The organism is Micromonospora marincola (assembly GCF_056150385.1).
The window spans coordinates 263,606-284,989 of record NZ_JAXCFT010000004.1; the positions used below are offsets into that span (position 1 = coordinate 263,606).

19 protein-coding genes and 1 pseudogene are annotated in these 21,384 nt (G+C 71.3%); 13 read left to right on the forward strand and 7 right to left on the reverse strand.

What is annotated here, in order from left to right; all coding sequences use genetic code 11:
- Positions 1-20 precede the first annotated feature (20 nt).
- From SM450_RS12420 to SM450_RS12440, 5 genes and pseudogenes are all read left to right on the forward strand, one after another.
- A pseudogene (locus SM450_RS12420) lies at positions 21-224 on the forward strand (Clp protease N-terminal domain-containing protein); the annotation flags it as partial.
- A 92-nt stretch (positions 225-316) separates the two neighbouring features.
- Complete coding sequence (locus SM450_RS12425) at positions 317-1,324, forward strand: diacylglycerol/lipid kinase family protein (protein ID WP_474619867.1); 1,008 nt, start codon at positions 317-319, stop codon at positions 1,322-1,324.
- Positions 1,317-2,318 (forward strand): YihY/virulence factor BrkB family protein, encoded by a 1,002-nt coding sequence (locus tag SM450_RS12430; RefSeq protein ID WP_474619868.1) that lies wholly within the window; start codon positions 1,317-1,319, stop codon positions 2,316-2,318. Before SM450_RS12425 ends, SM450_RS12430 begins: the two co-directional genes overlap by 8 nt.
- Before the next feature lie 77 nt (positions 2,319-2,395).
- On the forward strand, positions 2,396-3,886 hold the full coding sequence (locus SM450_RS12435) for a phosphatase PAP2 family protein (RefSeq protein ID WP_474619869.1): 1,491 nt from the start codon (positions 2,396-2,398) through the stop codon (positions 3,884-3,886).
- A 5-nt stretch (positions 3,887-3,891) separates the two neighbouring features.
- Complete coding sequence (locus tag SM450_RS12440) at positions 3,892-4,683, forward strand: endonuclease/exonuclease/phosphatase family protein (RefSeq protein ID WP_474619870.1); 792 nt, start codon at positions 3,892-3,894, stop codon at positions 4,681-4,683.
- Here SM450_RS12440 and SM450_RS12445 read toward each other — a convergent pair.
- Positions 4,680-5,315, reverse strand: a complete 636-nt coding sequence (locus SM450_RS12445; protein WP_474619871.1) for a GAP family protein — start codon at positions 5,313-5,315, stop codon at positions 4,680-4,682. The two genes, SM450_RS12440 and SM450_RS12445, sit on opposite strands and share 4 nt — an antisense overlap.
- 151 nt (positions 5,316-5,466) lie before the next feature.
- Complete coding sequence (locus tag SM450_RS12450) at positions 5,467-6,429, reverse strand: TIGR03557 family F420-dependent LLM class oxidoreductase (protein WP_474619872.1); 963 nt, start codon at positions 6,427-6,429, stop codon at positions 5,467-5,469.
- 258 nt (positions 6,430-6,687) lie between these two features.
- Here SM450_RS12450 and SM450_RS12455 point away from each other — a divergent pair, with 258 nt between their 5' ends.
- The 3 genes from SM450_RS12455 to SM450_RS12465 all read left to right on the forward strand — a co-directional run bounded on the left by SM450_RS12455 (position 6,688) and on the right by SM450_RS12465 (position 9,670).
- Positions 6,688-8,082, forward strand: a complete 1,395-nt coding sequence (locus SM450_RS12455) for a cellulase family glycosylhydrolase (protein ID WP_474619873.1) — start codon at positions 6,688-6,690, stop codon at positions 8,080-8,082.
- A 617-nt stretch (positions 8,083-8,699) separates the two neighbouring features.
- The gene (locus SM450_RS12460) at positions 8,700-8,960 is read left to right on the forward strand and encodes a winged helix-turn-helix domain-containing protein (protein ID WP_474619874.1); all 261 of its coding nucleotides are present in this window, start codon (positions 8,700-8,702) and stop codon (positions 8,958-8,960) included.
- 140 nt (positions 8,961-9,100) lie between these two features.
- Positions 9,101-9,670: a hypothetical protein gene (locus tag SM450_RS12465; protein WP_474619875.1), complete on the forward strand. Its 570-nt coding sequence runs from the start codon at positions 9,101-9,103 to the stop codon at positions 9,668-9,670.
- Positions 9,671-9,723: 53 nt separating this feature from the next.
- On the opposite strand, the gene SM450_RS12470 is transcribed toward SM450_RS12465, so the two are convergent.
- From SM450_RS12470 to SM450_RS12485, 4 genes are read right to left on the reverse strand one after another with little or no spacing between them, the layout of a single operon-like run.
- Positions 9,724-11,931 (reverse strand): alpha-galactosidase, encoded by a 2,208-nt coding sequence (locus tag SM450_RS12470; RefSeq protein ID WP_474619876.1) that lies wholly within the window; start codon positions 11,929-11,931, stop codon positions 9,724-9,726.
- A complete protein-coding gene (locus tag SM450_RS12475; protein ID WP_474619877.1) occupies positions 11,928-12,812 on the reverse strand; it encodes a carbohydrate ABC transporter permease in 885 nt (294 codons plus the stop codon). The genes SM450_RS12470 and SM450_RS12475 overlap by 4 nt, the downstream gene beginning before the upstream one ends.
- On the reverse strand, positions 12,809-13,765 hold the full coding sequence (locus tag SM450_RS12480; protein WP_474619878.1) for a carbohydrate ABC transporter permease: 957 nt from the start codon (positions 13,763-13,765) through the stop codon (positions 12,809-12,811). The genes SM450_RS12475 and SM450_RS12480 overlap by 4 nt, the downstream gene beginning before the upstream one ends.
- 22 nt (positions 13,766-13,787) lie before the next feature.
- On the reverse strand, positions 13,788-15,119 hold the full coding sequence (locus tag SM450_RS12485; protein ID WP_474619879.1) for an ABC transporter substrate-binding protein: 1,332 nt from the start codon (positions 15,117-15,119) through the stop codon (positions 13,788-13,790).
- Between the two features lie 217 nt (positions 15,120-15,336).
- Between SM450_RS12485 and SM450_RS12490 the strand changes: the two genes are divergently transcribed.
- The 4 genes from SM450_RS12490 to SM450_RS12505 all read left to right on the forward strand — a co-directional run bounded on the left by SM450_RS12490 (position 15,337) and on the right by SM450_RS12505 (position 20,158).
- Complete coding sequence (locus tag SM450_RS12490) at positions 15,337-17,346, forward strand: beta-galactosidase (protein WP_474619880.1); 2,010 nt, start codon at positions 15,337-15,339, stop codon at positions 17,344-17,346.
- A gap of 34 nt (positions 17,347-17,380) precedes the next feature.
- The gene (locus SM450_RS12495) at positions 17,381-18,157 is read left to right on the forward strand and encodes a DeoR/GlpR family DNA-binding transcription regulator (protein WP_474619881.1); all 777 of its coding nucleotides are present in this window, start codon (positions 17,381-17,383) and stop codon (positions 18,155-18,157) included.
- A 444-nt stretch (positions 18,158-18,601) separates the two neighbouring features.
- Positions 18,602-19,054: a pyridoxamine 5'-phosphate oxidase family protein gene (locus SM450_RS12500; protein WP_474619882.1), complete on the forward strand. Its 453-nt coding sequence runs from the start codon at positions 18,602-18,604 to the stop codon at positions 19,052-19,054.
- Between the two features lie 96 nt (positions 19,055-19,150).
- The gene (locus tag SM450_RS12505) at positions 19,151-20,158 is read left to right on the forward strand and encodes a sporulation protein (protein ID WP_474619883.1); all 1,008 of its coding nucleotides are present in this window, start codon (positions 19,151-19,153) and stop codon (positions 20,156-20,158) included.
- 61 nt (positions 20,159-20,219) lie between these two features.
- Here the strand turns inward: SM450_RS12505 and SM450_RS12510 are convergent, their stop codons facing one another.
- Positions 20,220-20,597 (reverse strand): hypothetical protein, encoded by a 378-nt coding sequence (locus SM450_RS12510; protein WP_474619884.1) that lies wholly within the window; start codon positions 20,595-20,597, stop codon positions 20,220-20,222.
- A gap of 315 nt (positions 20,598-20,912) precedes the next feature.
- Here SM450_RS12510 and SM450_RS12515 point away from each other — a divergent pair, with 315 nt between their 5' ends.
- Positions 20,913-21,335, forward strand: coding sequence for a hypothetical protein (locus SM450_RS12515; RefSeq protein ID WP_474619885.1), 423 nt, complete (start codon positions 20,913-20,915; stop codon positions 21,333-21,335).
- Positions 21,336-21,384 lie beyond the last annotated feature (49 nt).

Sequence of the window (21,384 nt, forward strand, 5' to 3'; positions counted from 1 at the left end):
GGCGGCACGACGGCGGCCGGTTCTCGCCCCGGGCCAAGAAGGCGCTGGAGCTGTCGCTGCGGGAGGCGATCCGGCTGCGCCACCACCACATCGGCACCGAGCACATCCTGCTCGGCCTGCTGCGCGAGGGCGGCGGCCTGGGCGCGCAGGTGCTCGCCGAGGCCGGCGCCGACCTCGACGACCTGCGGCTGCGGGTCGAGGCGGCGCTGCGCGAGGCGGCCTGACGCCGGGTCGGGATTTCAAACCTGTTTGCGGTCCTCGCAACGACCCCGGCCGCCGGCTCGCCGCCGCGCCCGGCGTCCTGCACACTGACGCCGTGGACGGTGCAGAAGACAAGCGCCCGGTGACCGCGGAGAACCGGACCCCGCGCTCCGCCGTGGTGGTCAACCCGGTGAAGGTGGCCGACCTGGACGAGTTCCGGCGGACCGTGGACGGCGCGCTCGACGCCGCCGGCTGGCCGGCCCCGACCTGGCACGAGACCACGGTCGAGGACCCGGGTCGCGGCCAGGCCGAGGCGGCCGTCCGGGCCGGGGCCGAGGTGGTCTTCGCCTGCGGCGGCGACGGCACGGTGATGGCCTGCGTCACCGCGCTCGCCGGCACCGACGTGGCCCTTGCCGTGCTGCCCCAGGGCACCGGCAACCTGCTCGCCGCCAACCTCGGCCTCTCCGGCGACCTCGCCGCCGGGCTCCAGGTCGCCGTCGAGCGCGGGATGCGCCGGCTCGACGTGGGCGTGGTCGACGACAAGTGCTTCGCGGTGATGGCCGGGATGGGCTTCGACGCCCAGATGCTCGACTCGACCTCCGAGACCACCAAGAAGCGGATCGGCTGGCCGGCCTACCTGGTCGGCGCCGCCCGCCACCTGCGGGACCGGCCGATGCGCGTCTCGATCCGGATCGACGGCCGACCGCCGCTGCGCCGCCGCGCCCGCTCGGTCCTGGTCGCCAACGTCGGCCGCCTCCAGGGCGGGGTACGCCTGCTCACCGACGCCGAGCCGGACGACGGCTGGCTCGACGTGGCGGTGCTGACCCCGCGCACGCTCGGGCACTGGGTCGCCATGGGCTGGGCGTTGGTCCGCCGAACCGGCAGCGTGCCCCGGATGGAGGTGTTCCGGGCACGCACCGTCGAGATCGCCAGCAACCGGGCCCAGCCCCGCCAGCTCGACGGCGACCTGATCGAGCCGGGTCGCTCGCTCACCGCCACCATCCGGCCCGAGTCGCTCTGGCTCTGCGTCCCGCAGCCCGAGGACCATCCCGACCTGGCGGAGGACGCCGAGGCGGCCGGCGAGCGCGGCGAGCACCTGGTCGAGGAGGCGCGCCGTGAGTAGCACCAAGCTCGTCCCCGAGACCCGGCTGATGACCTCCGACGAGCTCTCCGCCGACGACGCCTGGCACACGCTGCGCCGGCACGGGGGCTGGTGCCTGCTGCGGGACGCCTTCATCCGGTTCCGCTACGGCGACGGCTTCAGCCACTCCCGCGCTCTGGCGTTCCAGCTCTGCCTGGCCGTGGTGCCGTTCCTGATCGCGCTCACCGGCCTGATCACCGACCTCGGCGCGGACGAGGGCGGCAAGGTCGTCGCCGACACGGTCCTGGCGATCACGCCGGGCCAGAGCGAGTCCATGGTGCAGGAGCTGCTGTCCGACTCGGACCGCACCGAGGACGTGGGTGAGCTGGCGCTCACCCTCGGTCTGATCACCGGGTTGGTGGCGTTGACCACCACGATGGCGCAGATCGAGCGCGGCGCCAACCGGATCTACGGCGTGGAGCGGGACCGCCCGGCGTTCCCCAAGTACGTGCGCGCCGCGGTGCTCGCCGTGGTCGCCGGCGTGCCCGCGCTGATCGGGTTCCTGATCCTGGTCGGCGGCGGCGCGGTCGGTGACTCGGTACGCCGGCACTACGAGTGGGGCGCCGTCGCCACCGTGATCTGGGACGTGGTCCGCTGGCCGCTCAGCCTCGGCCTGACCGTGCTCGCCGTCGCCGCGCTGTTCCGGCACACCCCCCGACGCAAGCAGCCCGGCCTGTCCTGGCTCTTCTTCGGCGCCGGCATCGCCATCGCCATCTGGTGGGTGGCCAGCCTGCTGCTCGCCGCGTACGTGAAGTACGGCGGCGGTTTCGGGCAGACCTACGGCGCGTTGACAGGCATGATGGCGTTGCTGCTCTGGGCCAACCTCACCGGGATGGCGCTCTTCGGCGGGCTGGCCTTCGCCGCCCAGTTGGAGGCGATGCGGATCGGGGTGGAGGAGCCGGCCCAGCCGGACCTGTGGGAGCCGGACGCGCAGCGCGAGGAGCTGTTCGACACCGGCGAGATGACCGCGCTCTGACGCCGCGCCGGTGCGGCGTGTACGAAACACACCGATCGGGTACAGCGCGCCTCGCAGAAGAACGAGGGAGGTGCGGTGTGACCGAGGTCAAGGAGTCCGGTCGCCGGCCGCTCGGCCACTTCGCGGAGCGGAGCCTGGTCGGGCTGCTCGCGGTGGCCGGTGCGGGCGTGGCGTTCGGCGTGCTGCTCATGCTCGTCCGGTTCCGGTGGAGCCCGCTCCAGCACGCCGACCACGAGGCGGCCGAGTGGTTCAACAACCTCGTGGCGCCGCACCATCCGCTCGTCACGGTGCTCCAGGCGATCACCGACCTGGGCGGCCGGCCGGTGCTGATCTGGCTTGTCACCATCGCCGTGGTGGGCCTGCTGATCCGTCGCCAGTCCCGGCTGGCGGTCTATCTGATCATCACCGGCGTGGGCGGGCTGATCCTCGACCCGTCGCTCAAGGCGCTCGTCGGGCGGCTGCGCCCGGTGGTGGACGTGCCGGTGGCGAGCGCGCCCGGCAACAGCTTCCCCAGCGGCCACGCGCTCGGCTCGTTCGTCGCGTACGGCGCGCTGCTGCTGGTGTTCCTGCCGGCGATGGCGCCGCGCTGGCGCAAGCCGGCCATCGCCATCGCCGCCGTGCTGATCTTCCTGGTCGGGCTGACCCGGATCGCGCTTGGCGTGCACTTCGTCTCCGACGTGCTCGGCGGCTGGCTGCTCGGCGCGGCCTGGCTGGGCGTCACCGCGTACGCCTTCCGGCTGTGGCGGCGCGAGCGCGGCCGGCCGGTGCCGCCGCTCACCGAGGGCCTGGAGCCGGAGGCGGGCGAGGAGATCGCCCCCGCGCCGGCCGAGGAGAAGGTGCTTGAACATCCCCGGTCCGCGGTGGCCGAGCTGCTTGTCGGCTGGGTGATCGTCTTCGGCGCGCTCTACGCCTTCGGCATGTACGTCAGCTACCACGCCAAGGGCACCGTCTTCGACTGGCTCGACACCGAGGTGCCCCGCTGGTTCGCCGCCCGGCACACCGACGCGCTCACGGATCTGAGCTGGTGGTGGAGCAAGTTCGGCGACACCCACGCCATCCTGCTCGTCTCGCTCGTGTTCTGCCCGATCGTGCTGGCCGTGTGGCGTCGCTGGCGGCCGGTGCTGTTCGTGGTGCTTGCGATGTTCGGCGAGCTGAGCCTCTTCCTCGCCAGCGCGCGGGTGGTGGAGCGGCCCCGGCCGCCGGTGGAGAACCTGGACGGGCAGATGCCCACCTCGTCGTTCCCGTCCGGGCACATCGCGGCGACCATCTGCCTCTGGGCCGCGATGGCGATCATCGTGTTTCCCCGCACCGACAGGTGGTGGCGGTGGCTGTTCGTGGCGATGGCCGTGATCATGCCGGTCGGCGTGGCGACCTCCCGGATGTACCGGGGCATGCACCACCCGACCGACTTCATGGGCGCGATCATCCTCGGCACGCTCTGGCTGTCGCTGCTCTGGTGGGTGATCCGGCCGAACGCCGACGTGGCGCGGGGCAACCAGCCGGCGATCGAGTCGGAGCAGGTGGACGAGCTGGACGACGAGCTGGCCAGGGCCGGCCGGGCGGACTGACGGCGATGCTGCGGGTGATGACCTGGAACATCCGGACCGGCGGGCGGGACCGCGACGGCACCGACCGCCGGGACCGGATCGTCTCGGTCGTCGCCGCGCAGCGCCCCGACGTGCTGGCCCTCCAGGAGCTGCGCGGGCTGGACCGCACGCTCGGCGGGCTGGCGGAGCGGACGGGCCTGGCGCCGTACGTGGCCCGGTCCTGCTTCGGCCAGCCGGTGGCGGTGCTGGTCCGGCCGCCGCTGCGGGTGCTGCGCGCCGGGCGGGTGCGCCGGCCGTTCCACCACGCCGCCGCCCGGGTCGAGGTGGCCACCGGGGCGGGACCGCTCACCGTGTTCAGCACCCACCTCAACCCGTACTCGGGTGGGCGGCGGCGGTGGGAGGCGGACTGGCTGGCGGCGGCGGTGCGGCGCACCGGGGGAAAGTTGGCCCTGCTTGTCGGGGACCTGAACACGCTGGAACCGGCCGTCGACCACGCCGACCGGCTGGCCGGGCTCGCCCCCGGATACCGACGCCGGCATGTGCGCCGCGACGGCCGTACCGTGGACACCCGCGCGGTGGCCCGGCTGCTCGGCGGCGGCCTGGTCGACCTCTGGCCGCGCTACGGCGACGGGTCCGGCGGGTTGACCGTGCCGACCGGGCACGGCGGCGCGGAGTTCGCCGGGATGCGGTTGGACTACCTGCTCGCCACCCCGGCGCTCGCCGAGCGGGTCCGCGCGGTGCGGGTGGTGCGCGACGGCGAGGCCGACACCGCCTCCGACCACTACCCGGTCCTGGCCGAGCTGGACCTCGGGCCCTAAGCCAGGTCGGACAGCACGATCGCCACGAAGATCAGGATCACCGCCTCGCTGATGATCCACGAGTGCGCGTTGGACCAGTCGCGGATCTTCGGCAGCAGGCGTTCCGCGCGGCTGCCGAGCAGCACCAGCGCGAGCAGCGGCAGCGCCAGCAGCAGCACGGTCAGCACCAGGAACGGCAGCAGGTGCCACCACGGCCTGTCGTGGCCGGCCAGGCTGCCGGCGACCGACGCCATGGTGACCTCGTCGCTGGGCATGGCGAGGAAGAGCACCACGCCGAGGGCGAACGCGAACGCGGGCCTCGGGTCCTCCAACTTGCGCATCCAGCCCGGCGGCTGGTTCCGCTTGCGCTTCAGAAACGTGATCACCATGAGTACGAGCAGCAGCACCAGCACGATCCAGTCGATCAGGTGCCGGCTGCCGCTGTCCTTCGAGCCGCTGCCGGCGCTGTGCCTGACCACCCGGAACACGCCGTACCAGATGGTCAACCCGACAAGCACGCCAAGCGCGGCGCCCGCCAGAAAGACCACCGAGCTGCGCCGTGGATCCCGGCTGGCGGCCAGGAAGACCGCGCTGACCAACTGCGGCCCGGCGACCATCACGAACGCCAGCGGCAGCACGGTGAGCAGGTTCATGGCCTCATTCTGTTGCCGCCCGCGCGGCGACGCGGCCGGTTCTACAGGATCAGGTTGAGCAGCACGGTCAGCACCACCGAGGCGACGATCGAGAACAGGATCATCAACAGGCAGCCGACCCCGCCGCCGGCGGGGCGGATCTCGAAGCGGCTCACAGCTCGCGCAGTCGGGGCAGCAGTTCCTCCCGGGCCCAGTCGATGAACATCGGCTGGCTGTCGCCGCCCACCTGGAGCAGCGCCACGTGGGTGAAGCCGGCGTCGACGAACTTCTTGAACGCCTCGACGTGCCGGTCGGTGTCCGGCCCGCAGGAGATGCCCCCGGCCACGTCCTCCTCGCGGACGAACTGGGTGGCCGCCGCGAACGCGTCCGGGTTCGGCAGGTCGGCGTTGACCTTCCAGCCCATCCCGAACCAGCGGAACTGGTCGTGCACGATCTTGCGGCACTCGTCCTCGTCCGGGCCGTAGCAGATGGCCACCTGACCGTAGCGGGGGCGGCCCGCGCCGCCGGCCTCTTCGTACATGTCGACCAGGTGGGGCAGCGGATCGGTGGCGATCATGGCGTCGGCGTACTCGGCGGCGAGCGTGGCCGACTGCCGGCCGGACGCGGCCACCGCCATCGGCACCGGCCGCTCCGGGCGGTCCCAGACGTACGCGTCGGGCACGTCGAAGTGGTTGCCGGAGAACGTCAGCGTCTCGCCGTTGAGCAGCGGCCGGATGATCTGGAGTGCTTCCTCGAACATCTCGTGTCGCTGCTGCACGTGCGGCCACCCGCCCACCACGTGCTCGTTCAGGTTCTCCCCGGCGCCGAGGCCGAGGGTGAACCGTCCGTCCGAGAGCACGCCGATGGTGCTTGCCTTCTGCGCCACCACCGCCGGGTGGTAGCGGCGGATCGGGCAGGTGACGAACGAGAGCAGTTCGGGCCGGCTGGTGGCGTGCGCGACGGCGCCGAGCACCGACCAGGCGTACGGGGAGTGGCCCTGCGACTCCAGCCACGGGTAGTAGTGGTCGGACATGACCAGATGGTCGAAACCGGCCGCCTCGGCGCGCACGGCGTGGTCGACCAGATCCTTCGGGCCGGCCTGCTCGCACATCAGGGTGTAGCCGACGTTGACCATGTCGCCTCTCCTTCCGGGTGGATTGTCCCGCTATACCCCGCCGGGCGCACGTCAACCTTGACGGCTTCCCGGATGCTGCCTACAGTCCGGCTTAACCGGTTCAGACCGGGAGGCGCACCATCCTGTGGTGGGGGTGACCGCCCCTGTGGCGGCCCGTGGCGACGCGGGCCGCCACAGGACTTAACCGGTTGCTTCACCGGGTCCATCGGCCTACGCTGATGCCGGCGTCCGGGCCGTCGCCACCTTCTGAGGACAGCCATGAAGAAGATGCTCTCCGTCGCGGGCGCCGCCCTGCTGACGGCCCTCACCGCCGTCTTCGCCTTCGGGCAGCCGGCGCAAGCCGCCACCGGTTTCTCCGTCTCCAACGGGCGGCTCTACGACGCCAACGGCAGCGAGTTCGTCATGCGCGGGGTCAACCACGCGCACACCTGGTACCCGCAGCAGACCAGCTCGTTCGCCAACATCAAGGCGCTCGGCGCCAACACCGTCCGGGTGGTGCTTGCCACCGGCGACCGCTGGACGAAGAACAGCGCCGCCGACGTGGCGAACGTGATCTCGCTGTGCAAGACCAACCGCCTCATCTGCGTGCTGGAGGCACACGACACCACCGGGTACGGCGAGGACGGCGCCGCCACCACGCTGGCCAAGGCCACCGACTACTGGCTGAGCATCGCCGACGTGCTCAAGGGCCAGGAGAAGTACGTCATCGTCAACATCGGCAACGAGCCGTTCGGCAACCAGGGCTACAGCGCCTGGACCACCGACACCTCGAACGCGATCAAGCGGCTGCGCGCCGGCGGCCTCACCCACACGATCATGGTGGACGGGCCGAACTGGGGTCAGGACTGGACGTTCACCATGCGTGACAACGCCGGCACCGTGTTCAACGCCGACCCGCAGCGCAACACCGTCTTCTCCATCCACATGTACGGCGTCTTCGACACCGCCGCGGAGATCACCGACTACCTGGGCCGGTTCCGTACCGCCGGGCTGCCCATCGTGGTCGGTGAGTTCGGCTTCAACCACTCCGACGGCAACCCCGACGAGGACACCATCATGTCCTACGCCCAGGCCAACCGGATCGGCTACCTGGGCTGGTCGTGGAGCGGCAACGGCGGCGGCGTCGAATACCTCGACATGACCACAAACTTCAACCCGGCCCAGCTCACCACCTGGGGCCAGCGCATCTTCGCCGGGGCCAACGGCATCACCGCCACCTCCCGCGAGGCGTCGGTCTACTCCGGCAGCTCGCCCAGCCCGACGACCAGCCCCACCACCAGCCCGAGCCCGACCACGAGCCCGACGACCAGCCCCAGCCCGACCACGCCGCCGACCAGCACGCCCCCGCCGGCCGGTGGCTGCACCGCCACCTACACCGTCACCAACTCCTGGCAGGGCGGCTTCCAGGGCGACGTCAAGGTGACCGCGGGCTCCGCCGCGATCAGCGGCTGGACGGTGAAGTGGACGTACGCCAACGGCCAGGCCGTCAGCCAGGCGTGGAACGCCACGGTCAGCAACAGCGGGTCGACCTGGACCGCCCGCAACGTGGACTACAACGGCCGGCTCGGCGCCGGCGCCAGCGCCACCTTCGGCTTCATCGGCAGCTGGACCGGCACCAACACGACGCCCGCGGTGACCTGCACCGCGAGCTGAGCACAGGTGGCCGGGTCCGCCGGGACCCGGCCACCTTTCTCCGGGTACGCCTCAGGCCGGTGCGGTCGGACCGTCGGCGTGCCTGCCGTGAGGGCAGAGACGACTCAGCCTCAGCCGCCCCGGCTTACGATTCGACCGAACCGTTCGGCGGTCACTCCGGCGCCCTGACACGCCCATACCGTTCCACCCACTAGCCGGGCGGGGCGTGGGTGGAACGCTATGGGTGTCTCCGGCGTCCGTCGAGAGCACCCGCGCGAAGCGGCGGAAGACGAACCGTCCTATCGGAAGGCGACGCACTCTCGGGCGTGGTCCTCGATAGCCTCAGCCAGTTCGGACAGCGCCGTGAGTCGATGCATCGGCAACGGTGAGCCGCACTCGCCGCACTCCAACCGGTCAATCCGGGTAGGCCACCACCAAACGTTGGTGTTGACTGGCACGCGCATCGGCTCTTCCTCGGACAGCACCGATCCACCTCCGTGACAGAGCCGGTGAGGCGCCCTGATCCGTGCCGGGGGTCAGGACGCCCTCCGATGGCCGACGGCCCGCACCGACATGACGTCCACTACGGGCCGCGCCTTTCCTGACCCCTAGTGCCAGTAGTGCAAGCAGTGCCAGGCGTGTCAGCGGTGCTGATCCGGGTAGGCGGCACGATGACGCCCGTGCCCATCCCGCACACGGCGAAGGAGATCGCCGACGATCTGACCCGCCGCATCGGCGCCGGGGAGTTTCCGCGCGGGACCCGCCTGCCGACGTACGACGCACTTGCCGCTGAGTACGGCTCGGCCCGGCGCACCGTCGCACGTGCCGTGGACACCCTCAAAGCGCACGGCATCGTGGTGGGCGTACCGGGGTCGGGAACATACGTTGCGGAGGCGTAGGCGCCCGGCGATGATCCTCAGGAAACAGCGTCGGCCCGAATCCTGAACTGGGCGAGGTGCGGGCGTACGGGCCGGGCTGGCGTACGATCTGGCGCGCGTCGCGCCGACCGGCCGGCGCGCGACCGTCGGGAGGGGACGTGATGAGCACGCCGGGGACCAGGGGGCGACCGTCGGGGCTGGTGATCGGCTCGCTCGTGGCCATCTCGTTCGGGACCGTGTTCATCCTGGTCAACAGCGGTGGCCTGCCCGCGCCGTGGCCGCTCGTGGTGCGGATCGCCGGTCTGTTGGTGGCCGCGCTGCTCCTGGTCGGCCTGTTCCGGGTGGCCCGGCACGCCCCACCGGCAGCGCAGGGACCGGAGGCGGCCGGCTTCATGGACCGCCGCTACTGGATCGTGGTGGCGCTGGAGGCGGTCGCGCTCTTCGGCGGCCTGGCCGTGATCAACGGCGTGCTCGACCGGCCCGCCGTGGCGGTGGCCTGGGTCGCGGTGGTGGTCGGTGTGCACTTCTTCGGCCTGGCCGCGGTCTGGAAAATGCCCCGCTACCACTGGCTCGGCGCGGTGATGACCGCGCTCGGCGTGGCCGGGTTCCTGACCTACGCCCTCGGTGGCGGCGCGGGAGCGGTCGGCCTGGTCTCCGGCGTCGGCTGCGGCGCTGCCCTCTTCGCCACCGTGGCCCTGGCGCTGCGCGACACCACCCGCCGGCCGACCTGACGTCCGCTCGGCTCTGACGTTGCCCGGGCGACGGCAAACGCACCCGGAACGGTTCAGACGGCGGTGACCTCCAGCAGCAGCGCCTGCTCCGGGTGCAGGGCCGGCAGTTGCAGGCCGACCGCACCGAGCACCGACCCGGGCAGCACCACCCCGGCACCAGCGCCAGCACCGGTATCAGCGCCTGTGCCAGCGCCAGCCAGCCAACCCGGCGGGGTCAACTCCAGCGCCGCCGGCTCCGGCACGCCTGCCGGCGGGCGCACGCGGTAGCGCCGTGCCGGGTCCAGGCCGGGCAGCCGCACCACGCCCGGCACCTGCGCGACGGACGTGGCCACCCGGCTGATCGCGTACACCGCCCGGGAACGGTCGTGGGCGACCACGCCGTGGGCCTGCACGGCCGGGTCCGGGTGGTCGACCCGGACCACCCGACCGCCGTGCAGCAGCGGGCGCAGCCGCTTGTGCAGCGCGACCCAGGCGGCCAGTTCGGCCCGCGTGGTCGCGTCGATGGCGCTGATGTCCCACTCGATGCCGTGGTGGCCGAAGAGCGCGGTGGCCGCCCGGAAGCCGAGGTCGTGCACGCGGCGCGTGGTGTGCGAGCGCTCCGGCCCGATGTGCGTGCCGATCAGCTCCGGTGGCAGCAGCAGCCCGGTCCAGCGCTGGATGGCGAGCCGTTCCAGCGCGTCGTTGCAGTCGCTGGCCCAGACCCGGTCGGTGCGGCGGAGGATCTCCAGGTCGACCCGGGCGCCGCCGGACGAGCAGCTTTCGATCTCCAGGCCCGGGTGACGGGCGCGCAGCTCGTCCAGCAGCCGGTAGGCCGCGAGCGTCTGGGCGTGCACGCCGGGTCGGCCGGCGTGCCCGGCCTCGGTGAGGTCGCGGTTGTGGTCCCACTTCAGGTAGGCGATGCCGGCGTGCTCGGTCAGCACCGCGTCGAGCCGGTCGAGCAGGTACGCGTACGCGTCCGGGTGGGCCAGGTCGAGCACCTGCTGGTGCCGCCACGGCGGGGGCAGCCGGCCGGGCGCCTGGAGCACCCAGTCGGGGTGGGCGCGGAACAGGTCGGAGTCGGGGTTGACCATCTCCGGTTCGACCCAGAGCCCGAACTGCATGCCGTGCCCGCGTACGTGGTCGATGAGCGGTTGCAGCCCGCCCGCCCAGACCTGCTCGTCGACGAACCAGTCGCCGAGCCCGGCGAGGTCGTGCCGCCGGCCCCGGAACCAGCCGTCGTCGAGGACGAAACGTTCCACCCCCACCTCGGCGGCCCGGTCGGCGAGCGCGCGTAGCCGGTCCAGGTCGTGGTCGAAGTAGACCGCCTCCCACACGTTGAGCGTGACCGGGCGGGGCGGGCGCGGATGGCCGGGCCGGGCGCGCACGTGGGTGTGCAGCGCATGGCTGAGCCCGTCCAGCCCGTCGGCCGACCAGGCCGCGTAGAGCAGCGGGGTGGCGTACTCCTCGCCCGGCCCGAGCACGATCTCACCGGGGGCGAGCAGCTCGCCGCCGCCGAGCGTGGCCTCGCCTGTGGGACGGCGCTCGGCCACCGTGACGTGGTCGCCGCTCCACGCGGTGTGCACCGCCCACACCTCGCCGTGCCCGAAGCCGAAGCCTGGGGTGCCGGCGACCAGCAGCAGCGTGGCGTCGTGCCCGGTGCGGCCGTGCCGCCCCTCGCGGACCCAGGCGCCCATCGGCCACGGGTGCCGCTGCGGCGCGCGTTCCCGGCACCACCGGCCGGTCAGGTCGAGCAGTTCGGTGGCGACCGCCGGCACCGGCAGCACCGGCGTCAGCTCGCGCAGCTCGTAGCGGCCGTCGCCGTCGTTGCGTACCCGGTGCCGCATCGTCAGCACCCCCGCCGCGTCCAGCGCGATCTCGACGGTGAGGCTCAACCCCGCGTCGGCGTCCACCGCCCGCACGGTCAGAAGGAGGGGGCCCTTCTTAACGCCTGGGGTAGATGAAGGGGCCCCTCCTAACAGCTCGTCGTGCAGCTCGATGCCGGTGAGGCGGAAGGCGGTGGACCAGTCCCGGCCGTCGCGGTGGCCGGCCAGCCCGGGCCGGCCACCCCAGCCCGCGCTCGCCTCCGGCAGCAGCGTCAGCACGGTCGGCGCGTCGAAGCTGCTCGGCACCACTGGCGCGACTGTGGCGTCGACGAGCGCGGGCAGATCGTCGGTGGACAGTGGCCCGAGGTCGGCGCCCCAGTGCACGACCCGGGGCAGGCCGGGGCCGCGTGCGTCGAGCACCAGGCTGGTCCGCGCGCGGCGCAGGTGGACGATCGTCATCCCTTGGAGGCTCCAAGCGTCAGGCCCCGGACGAACTGCTTCTGGAGCAGGAAGAAGATCACCAGGGTGGGGATCGCGACAAGCACGGAGCCGGCCGAGACCAGGTTGTTGTCGGTGAAGAACTCTCCGCGCAGGTTGTTCAGCGAGCTGGTCACCGGGAACTTGTCGCCGGTACGCATCAGCACGGTGGCCCAGAAGAACTCGTTGTAGATCCAGGTCACCTCCAGGGTGGCAAGCGCGGCCAGGGCCGGCCGGCACAGCGGCATGGTCACCTGCCAGTACTGCCGCCACACGCTCGCCCCGTCGACCATCGCGGCCTCGTACAGCTCGTGTGGCAGCGCCTTCATGTAGTTGCTCAGCACGAATACGCAGAAGCCGCACTGGAACGCCACGTTGACCAGGATCAGCCCCCAGTAGCTGTCGTAGAGCAGCTCCGAGTCGCTCATCCAGGCCGGCAGCGGGATCTCGGTGAACATCCGGAACAGCGGGATGAGCAGGGACTGCTGCGGCAGCAGGTTCGCCGCGGTGAAGAGGCCGAGCAGCGCGATGTTGAGCTTCCAACTGAACCGGGCGATCACGAACGCCACGCACGAGGCGAGGAAGAGCGTGAGCAGCACCGCCGGGACGGTGATGTAGAGCGAGTTGAGGAAGTGCTTGCCGAACTCGGCGGTACGCCACGCGGTGACGTAGTTGTCGACAGTCCAGCCGCCGAGCGAGACGTAGCCGTGGTCGGCGGTGTAGCGGTAGGAGCGGAACGAGGTGAGCACCGCCCAGAGCAGCGGGAACAGCCAGCCGACGGCGACCGTACCCAGGAAGACGTGCAGGACGACCCGGGCGGGCCGCACCGGCCGGCGGCGCCCGGGGGAGACGGCGGCGGTCATCGTTTGTCCTCCCGCATCACGGTCCAGAGGTAGATGGTGATGAAGACAAGCGAGACGGCGAGCATGATCGTCGCCAGGGCGGAGCCGAAGCCGATCCGGCTGGCCTCGCCTACCACGTTCTGGGTGACCAGGGCGGAGATCAGCTCCAGCCCGTTGCGGCCCTTGTTGATGACCCAGACGAGGTCGAACGCGCGCAGCGACTCGATCACGGTCACCACCAGCACGATGATGTTGATCGGGCGCATCACCGGGAAGACGACCCGGAAGAACGTGCTGGCCTCCGAGGAGCCGTCCACCGCGGCGGCCTCCCGCAACGTCGGGTCGACGCCCTTGAGCCCGGCCAGGTAGAGCAGCATGATGTAGCCGACGTGGCGCCAGCCGGCGGCCACCAGCACGGCCCAGATGTTGACGTTCGGGTCGCCGTACCAGTCGGTCTCGCCGCCGAACACGCCGTTGAGCAGGCCCTGGTCCCGGCTGTAGATGAGCTGCCAGATGAAGCCGACGAGGGCCAGCGAGAGCACCACCGGCAGGTAGAGCGCGGTCTGGTAGAACCGGCTGCCGCGCAGTTCCTTGTCCAGCAGCACGGCGAGGAACATGCCGAACGGGGTGGCCACCACGAAGAGCGCGGCCAGCCAGAGCAGGTTGTTCTGCACCGCGGGGACGAACGGCGGGTAGTTGTTCACCACGTCGTCGTAGTTCTTCCACCCGACCCAGTCGATCTCGCCGATCGGGCCGATGCCGTCCCAGTTCGTGCCGGAGAGCAGCACGGTCGCCGCCGCCGGCACCCAGACCAGGCCGAGGACGAGCAGCAGGGGCACCACCACCATCAGCGTGATCACCACGCGGTCGGTGCGGGACAGGAGCCGTAGCCGTCGGCCGCGACCACCCGTGGTGGTGGTCGCGGCCGGTGGCGGTACGGCGCGATCCGCTTGGATCAGGGGCAGGTCGGACATGGTGTCCTTCCCCCTTCCGCCGTCAGCTTGTGAAGATCGACTTCTTCTGGTTCTCGACGCTTGTGAGCATCCCGCTGATGTCCTTCGGGTCCTTGATGAACTGCTGCAACGCCGGGATCATCACGGTGGAGGCGAAGTCCGGCCGGGTGTCCCGGTCGAGGAACTGGGCGATCTCGGTGGCCGAGCCGACCAGCTCGGCGGCCTTCTTCTGGAGTGCGGTATAGCTGCCGATGTCCGCGCCGCTGTTGGCCACGAGCGTGCTCGGGTCGTTCTTGACCGTGATGTCGGCGGCGTCCTTCGAGCCCAGGTACGTCAGCAGCTTGGTGGCCGCGTCCTTGGACTTCGGCTTGCGGGCCATCATGTAGCCGTCGATCGGCGCGTCAAGTGCCTTCGCGCCGATCGTGGAGTCGATCTCGGGGAACGTGAAGAAGTCCAGGTCCTCCAGGTCGGCGCCGCTGAACTGCTGGCCGACGAAGAGACCGAGCAGATACATGCCGCTCTTCTTCTGCTGCAACGACTGGGCGGCCTCCTGCCAGGTGCGGCCCAGCGCGTCCGGCTGGTGCAGGGGGAGCAGGCCGGCCCAGGTGTCGAAGACCTTCTTGACCTTGTCGGAGGTCCAGGCCTCCTTGCCGGCCATCAGGTCGATGTGGAACTGGTAGCCGTTGATCCGCAGGTTGAGGATGTCGAACGTGCCCATCGCCGGCCAGCCGTCCTTGTCGGCGAAGGCGATCGGGTTCAGCCCGTCCTTCTTCATCTGCGCGCCGAGCGCGGTCAGTTGGTCAAGCGTGGTCGGCACCTGGTAGCCGCGCTGCGCCCAGACCGACTTGCGGTAGAAGACCGCCCACGGGTAGTACGACGCCGGCACGAAGTACTGCTTGCCGTCGTCGCCTGTGGACGCCTTCTTGAACGCGTCGGAGTAGCCGTCGAGTTTGCCCCAGACGTCGCTGAGGTCGCCGGCCAGGCCCTTGGACGCGAAGAACCGCATCCGGTAGCCGGCGAACCAGGTGAACACGTCGTCCGGCTTGCCCTGGAGATAGTTGTTGATGTTCTCCTGGAACGTGTTGTGGTCCACCGTGTTGATGTTGACGGTGACCCCGGCGGATGTCTTGAAGCCGTCCATCACCTTGGCGATGACGTCCTTGGGCTTCGGGTCCGACTGGTTCGAGCCGAGCGAGACGCTCTTCGCGTCGCCGCCGGAATCGGAGTCGGAGTCGCCGCAGCCGGCGAGCGCGCCGGTGCCGAGCAGCGCGCCCGCGCCGGCCGCGCCGGCCAGCAGCGAGCGCCGGTTCAGGCCGGCGACGGACGGGGGTACGAGCCGGGCGAGGTATTCGGCTTGCGAGCGGGGACGGGACATTGCGCCTCCTGCGTGGAGAGGTCTGCGACGAGATCCACCGAGAATCCACACGTCCGAACAGAAATAGCCGGTGGCGGTTGAAGCTACCCGTTGATTCGGCGCTGTCAATAGGGCGCAAAGGTGTTCTGGGCAGGGAGAAAAGATAGTAAACGTTGTAACGTCTGTCGATGTTGGGAAGTGTTGACTTGGGTGGCGTTCGGGGGCACCCTCAGCTCTCATGCGGACCTGGCACGGCGAGGGCATCTGGTACGGCGCCGACTACAACCCGGAGCAGTGGCCCGAGGAGGTGTGGGCCGAGGACGTCGACCTGATGCGCCGCGCCGGGGTCAACCTGGTCTCGGTCGGCATCTTCTCCTGGGCCCTCCTGGAGCCCACCCCCGACCGCTACGAGTTCGGCTGGCTGGACCGGGCACTTGACGTGCTGCACCACGGCGGGATCAGCGTCGACCTGGCCACCGCCACCGCCAGCCCGCCGCCGTGGCTGGCCCACCGGCACCCGGAGACGCTTCCCCGCCGCGCCGACGGCACGGTGCTGTGGCCCGGCGGCCGGCAGGCATACTGCCCCAGCTCGCCGGTGTTCCGGGAACGCTCGCTCGCGCTCGTCGAGGCCGTGGCGAAGCGGTACGCCGCACACCCGGCGGTCGTGCTCTGGCACGTCTCCAACGAGCTGGGCTGCCACAACGTGCACTGCTACTGCGACGTCAGCGCCGAGGCGTACCGCCGTTGGCTGCGCGAGCGCTACGGCGACCTGGACGCGCTCAACGCCGCCTGGGGCACCGCGTTCTGGAGCCAGCGCTACCACGACTGGGCCGAGGTGAACCCGCCGCGCGCCGCGCCGACCTTCGCCAACCCGACCCAGCAGCTCGACTTCCTGCGGTTCTCCTCCGACGAGCAACGCGCCCAACTGCGCGCCGAACGGGAGCTGCTGACCCGGCTCGTCGCCCAGCCGGTCACCACCAACTTCATGATCGGCATCGGCATCAAGCACATGGACTACCACTCCTGGGCGTCCGACGTGGACGTGGTAGCCAACGACCACTACCTCAGCGCCGCCGATCCGCAGCCACATGTCGGCTTGGCGCTCGCCGCCGACCACACCCGCGGCGTGGCCGGCGGCGCACCCTGGCTGCTCATGGAGCACTCCACGAGCGCGGTCAACTGGCAGCCCCGCAACGTGGCCAAGACACCCGGCCAGATGCGCCGCAACAGCCTGGCGCACGTGGCGCGCGGCGCCGACGGGGTGCTCTTCTTCCAGTGGCGCGCCTCCCGGGCCGGCGCGGAGAAGTTCCACTCCGCGCTTGTGCCGCACGCCGGGCCGGAGACCAAGGTGTTCCGCGAGGTCTGCCGGCTCGGCGCCGACCTGCGGGCGCTTGCCGAGGTACGCGGCAGCCGGGTCGACGCCGACGTCGCCCTGCTGTTCGACTACGAGGCGTGGTGGGGCGCGGAACTCGACTCCCACCCCAGCGTCGACGTCACCTACACCGACCGGCTGGCCGCGCTGCACGGCGCGCTGTGGCGGGCCGGCGTCACCGCCGACGTGGTGCACCCGTCGACCGACCTGTCCCGCTACCGGCTGGTCCTGGTGCCCACGCTCTACCTCACCCGCGACGCCGACACGGCCGCGCTGCGCCGCTTCGTTGAAGCCGGCGGCACCGCGCTCGTCACCTACTTCAGCGGCATCGTCGACGAACACGACCACATCCGGCTCGGCGGCTACCCCGGCGCGTTCCGCGACCTGCTCGGCGTACGCGCGGAGGAGTTCTTCCCGCTGCGGGCCGGCGAGACGGTACGCCTCGACGACGGCGCCCACGCCGACGTGTGGACCGAGTGGCTGCACGCCGAGGGCGCCGACGTGCTTGCCGCGTACGCCGACGGGCCCCTGCCCGGCGTGCCGGCGCTGACCCGGCACGCCGTCGGCGCGGGCGCCGCCTGGTACGTCGGCACCCGGCTCGACGACGCGGCCACCGACAAGCTTGTGGCCCGGCTGCTCACCGAGGCCGGCGTACGCCAGGTGGCGCCGGCGCCGGCCGGCGTCGAGGTGGTCCGCCGCCGGTCGGCGGACCGGAGCTGGCTGTTCGTGGTCAACCACACCGACGCGCCGGCCCACCTGCCGGTCACCGGCGTCGAGCTGCTCACCGGCGACCGGTGCGACGGCGAACTGACGGTGCCGCCGGGCGAGGTGGCGGTGGTGCGCGAGGAACCCGTGCCCGAGCCCGCGACCACCTGACCGGTAACCTGCCGCTCGCGCCGAGGAGGTCCACATGCTCGCCCAGCAACGGCAGAGCGCCATCCTGGAGCTGATCCGCCAGCGCGGCGGCATCCGGGTCAGCCACCTGGTGAGCCGCTTCGGCGTGTCGGACATGACCATCCGCCGTGACCTGGAGGTGCTCGCCGAGCGCGGCCTGATCGACAAGGTGCACGGCGGGGCGACGCTCGCCGGCCCCAGCTCGACCGAGGAACCCGGCTTCGCCGCCAAGTCGGCGCGGCAGCAGGCCGAGAAGCGGGCCATCGTGGAGCGGGCCGCCGGGCTCGTCGAACCCGGCATGGCCGTCGCGCTCTCCGCCGGCACCACCACCGCCGCGCTCGCGGCCCGCCTCGCCGAGGTACGCGGACTGACCGTGGTCACCAACTCGATCCCGGTCGCCGACGCGCTCTACCAGAACCCGCGCGCCGACCAGACCGTCGTGCTCACCGGCGGCATCCGCACCCCGTCGGACGCGCTCACCGGCCCGGTCGCCGAGGCGGCCATCGCCGCGCTCAACGTCGACCTGCTCTTCCTCGGCGTACACGGACTGAGCCGCCGCACCGGCTTCACCACCCCCAACCTGCTGGAGGCGGCGGTGAACCGCCGGCTGATCGGCGCCGCCCGCCGCCTGGTGGTGCTCGCCGACCACACCAAGTGGGAGACCATCGGCATCGCCACCATCGCCCCGCTTGAGGAGGCCGACGTGCTGATCACCGACGGCGGCCTGCCCGTCGAGGCCCGCCGGGAACTCGGCGAACAGGTCGGCGAGCTGATCGTGGTGGAGGTCGGCTGACCCATCCGCCGTCGGCCGTGCGCGTCTCGGCTTCGGCCGTGCGCGTCTCGGCTTCGGCCGTGCACGGTCCGGCGTGGTCGGCCCGCCCGGTGCAGCGTCGGCGGTCCGGCATGATCCGGTCGCAGAACACCCATCGGCGTACGTACTGGGCGTCCTCGGCCGAGACGCTGACGCCGGCGACGTCGATCCCCGGGACCAACGCCAGCGAATGCGCCGGGTGTACGCGAAACGCAGCCCTGCACCCAAAGACGCAGATCTTGGAAGGAAAGTGCCCCTGGGAGGGCCATTTCGTACCAAGATCTCTGCTGCATGCTTCAGGGGACGTCGGCGGCCACGTGCTACCGCTTGCGGTGAAGCGCGCTTCAACAACGATCCTTGCTCAGTGCGCCTGGCGAGCGGAAGAACCGCGAGCACTCCGCAGAGCGCACGAGGGAGGATCTTGACGTGAAGCCGGAACCACCGCGCAGTCTGGAGCAACGTAAGCAGGACACGCTGGCCCGCCTCAACGAGGACCTGGACGCATGGGTCGCGTCAGCAGACCGGGACGGGAGCCCCTATCTGGTGCCGCTGTCCTTCCTCTGGGACGGCGCGACGTTCCTCTTGGCGACAGCCGAATCCAACCCGACCGCGCGCAATCTACGTTCCTCTGGGCGGGTGCGGATGTCGCTGGGCCCGACCCGCGACGTGGTTCTCATCGAGGGCACCGTCGAGACGTTCTCGCGCGAGACCGTGCCAGGCGAGCTGGCCGACGCGTTCGCCACGAAACTCTGGGACGCGCGGGTCGGCACCACGCGCTACGCGTACTTTCGGGTGACGCCTCGCCGGATACAGGCATGGCGGGAGGAGAACGAAATCGCTTGCCGTGACCTCATGCGCGGTGGTCGTTGGCTGGTCTGACGGCTGTCTCACAGGCACTTCTCAGCGACGGCGGTTAGGGTCCCCTCACCATGCGTCCGACGGTCCATGTCGGAGCGCCGTCCCGCGGGAGAGACGATGGTCTTCAAGAAGATGTTGAGCGCGTTCGGCGTGGGCGGCCCCAGCGTCGACACGGTGCTCGCCAACCCGAACACCCGGCCCGGCCTGGCCCTGGACGGGCACGTCAACCTCGTCGGCGGCGACGCCCCGGCGCGCATCGAACAGATCAGCGTCGGCCTGGTCACCCGGGTCGAGATCGAGGGCGGCGACAGCGAGTACGCCGGCGTCATGGAGTTCCACCGGATGCCGGTGAGCGGCGCGTTCGAGCTGGCGCCGAAGCAGCAGCTCGCCATCCCGTTCCAGTTGCCGGTGCCGTGGGAGACCCCGGTCACCGACGTCTACGGCCAGCGTCTGCACGGCATGACCATGGGCCTGCGTACCGAGGTCGCGGTGGCCCGGGCGGTCGACAAGTCCGACCTGGACCAGGTGTCGGTGCACCCGCTGCCGATCCACGAGCGGATCCTCGACGCGTTCCAGGCGCTGGGTTTCCGGTTCAAGCACGCCGACCTGGAGCGCGGACACATCTACGGGGTGCCGCAGACGCTGCCGTTCTACCAGGAGATCGAGTTCTTCGCGTCGCCGCAGTACGCGCAGACCGTCAACGAGGTCGAGTTGACGTTCGTGACCAGCCAGCAGGGCATCGAGGTGATTCTGGAGTGCGACAAGCGCGGCGGTTTCCTCACCGCCGGGCACGACGCCTTCGGTCGATACTCCATCCCGCACACCGACGCCGCCCGCACCGACTGGGTGCCTGTGGTCGACGGTTGGCTGCAGGAGACCACCTCCCGGTACGGCGGCCTGCGCGCCCAGGGCTTCGGCGGGCAGGCCCACCACGGCGCGCCGGGCCACTACGGCGCCCCCGGCCACTACGGCGCGCCGGGTCACCACGGCCGTCGCGGCCCCGGCATGGGCGGGGTGGTGGCGGGCGCCGCGCTCGGCGTCGCCGGTGGGCTGGTCGCGGGTGAGCTGATGGAGGACGCCTTCGGCGGCGACGACGACGGCGGCGGGGACTTCGGCGAGGAGTGACCACACGCGACGACGCCCCCGGGACGGATCCCGGGGGCGTCGCCGTTCGCATGCGGAGCGGTCAGTGCCGGCCCCGACGCTCCCGGCCGGAGCGGCGCGCGCTGCCCGCCTTGGACAGGCCCCGGCTGACCAGGTACGCGCCGGTCAGCGCGGTCAGGTACCACCAGGCCTGGTTCGGGTTGTTGATGTTCAGGCCGTTGGCGGTGGTGCCCTTCCAGAACGCGGCGATCACGACGACCGCGGCGGCTGCGGCGTACACCCAGAACTCGGTGGTGAGGAACGCCTGCTTCGTCTCGGTGCCGGGGGCGGGCATCTCCTCCCGGTGACCGTCGTGCATCGACGGCATCGGACGCGTCGGCGACTCCTGCATGCCGGTCCGGTTCTGGACGTCGGACATCGGCCGGTTCATCGGCCTGGTGGATGCAGCCTGCGTGCTCATCTGGTCCTCCTCAGGATTTGATGAGTCGTTACCTGCACACCCTCGCCCCGCTACCGCAGGTCGGCCACGGCACGGTTCGCGCTCAGTGGCGGGGGCACCCTCCGTCTACCCCGCCCCCGAGACAAGGTAACCGCCGGATCCCGTCGGTATCCGCCGCCGTCGCGGACCCGGACATTCCGCGATCCCGGTACGAGATGTCCCCCCGTACCCCAATCTGCCGTTCCTTCCGGCGCGCGCCGGGGTGTCCCCGGTTTCAGCCAACGGACCCCGGGCACGCACCAGGGACACCCACACCGAAGCTGCGAGGTGGTTGACGTGCGTGAGGACGACATGCGGCAGGACGCCGCCCGGCGGGCCGAACAGCGGGTCGCCGGCGGGGTGTACGGCGAGGGCGCGCTCGACGAGGTCACGGTGCCGCAGACCGACGTCGAGCGGATGACGCAGGAACTGGATCCGGACGACCCGGCGGACGTACCTGTCGACCCGACCGTGCTGCGCGACGGCGGACCGACCCGGGGCCAGGGCGCGGTGACCACGACCGGCGGCACGGCCGGCCCGGCGAGCGTGCGCCGGGTGGCCCGCCAGCCGGAACGGCACCCGGGCAAGGTGGCGCCGACGACCACCGGGGACGCCACCACCGGTGGGATGAGCACCCCGGCCGGCGGTTCCACGAGCGACGCCTCGGCCCCGGGCGCCCAGGTCGGCAACGTCACCGACGAGGGCGCCAACCCCGGGTGAGTGGTGTTAATAAGGGGCCCCGCCTCTACCGAATGCGTTAAGCGGGGGC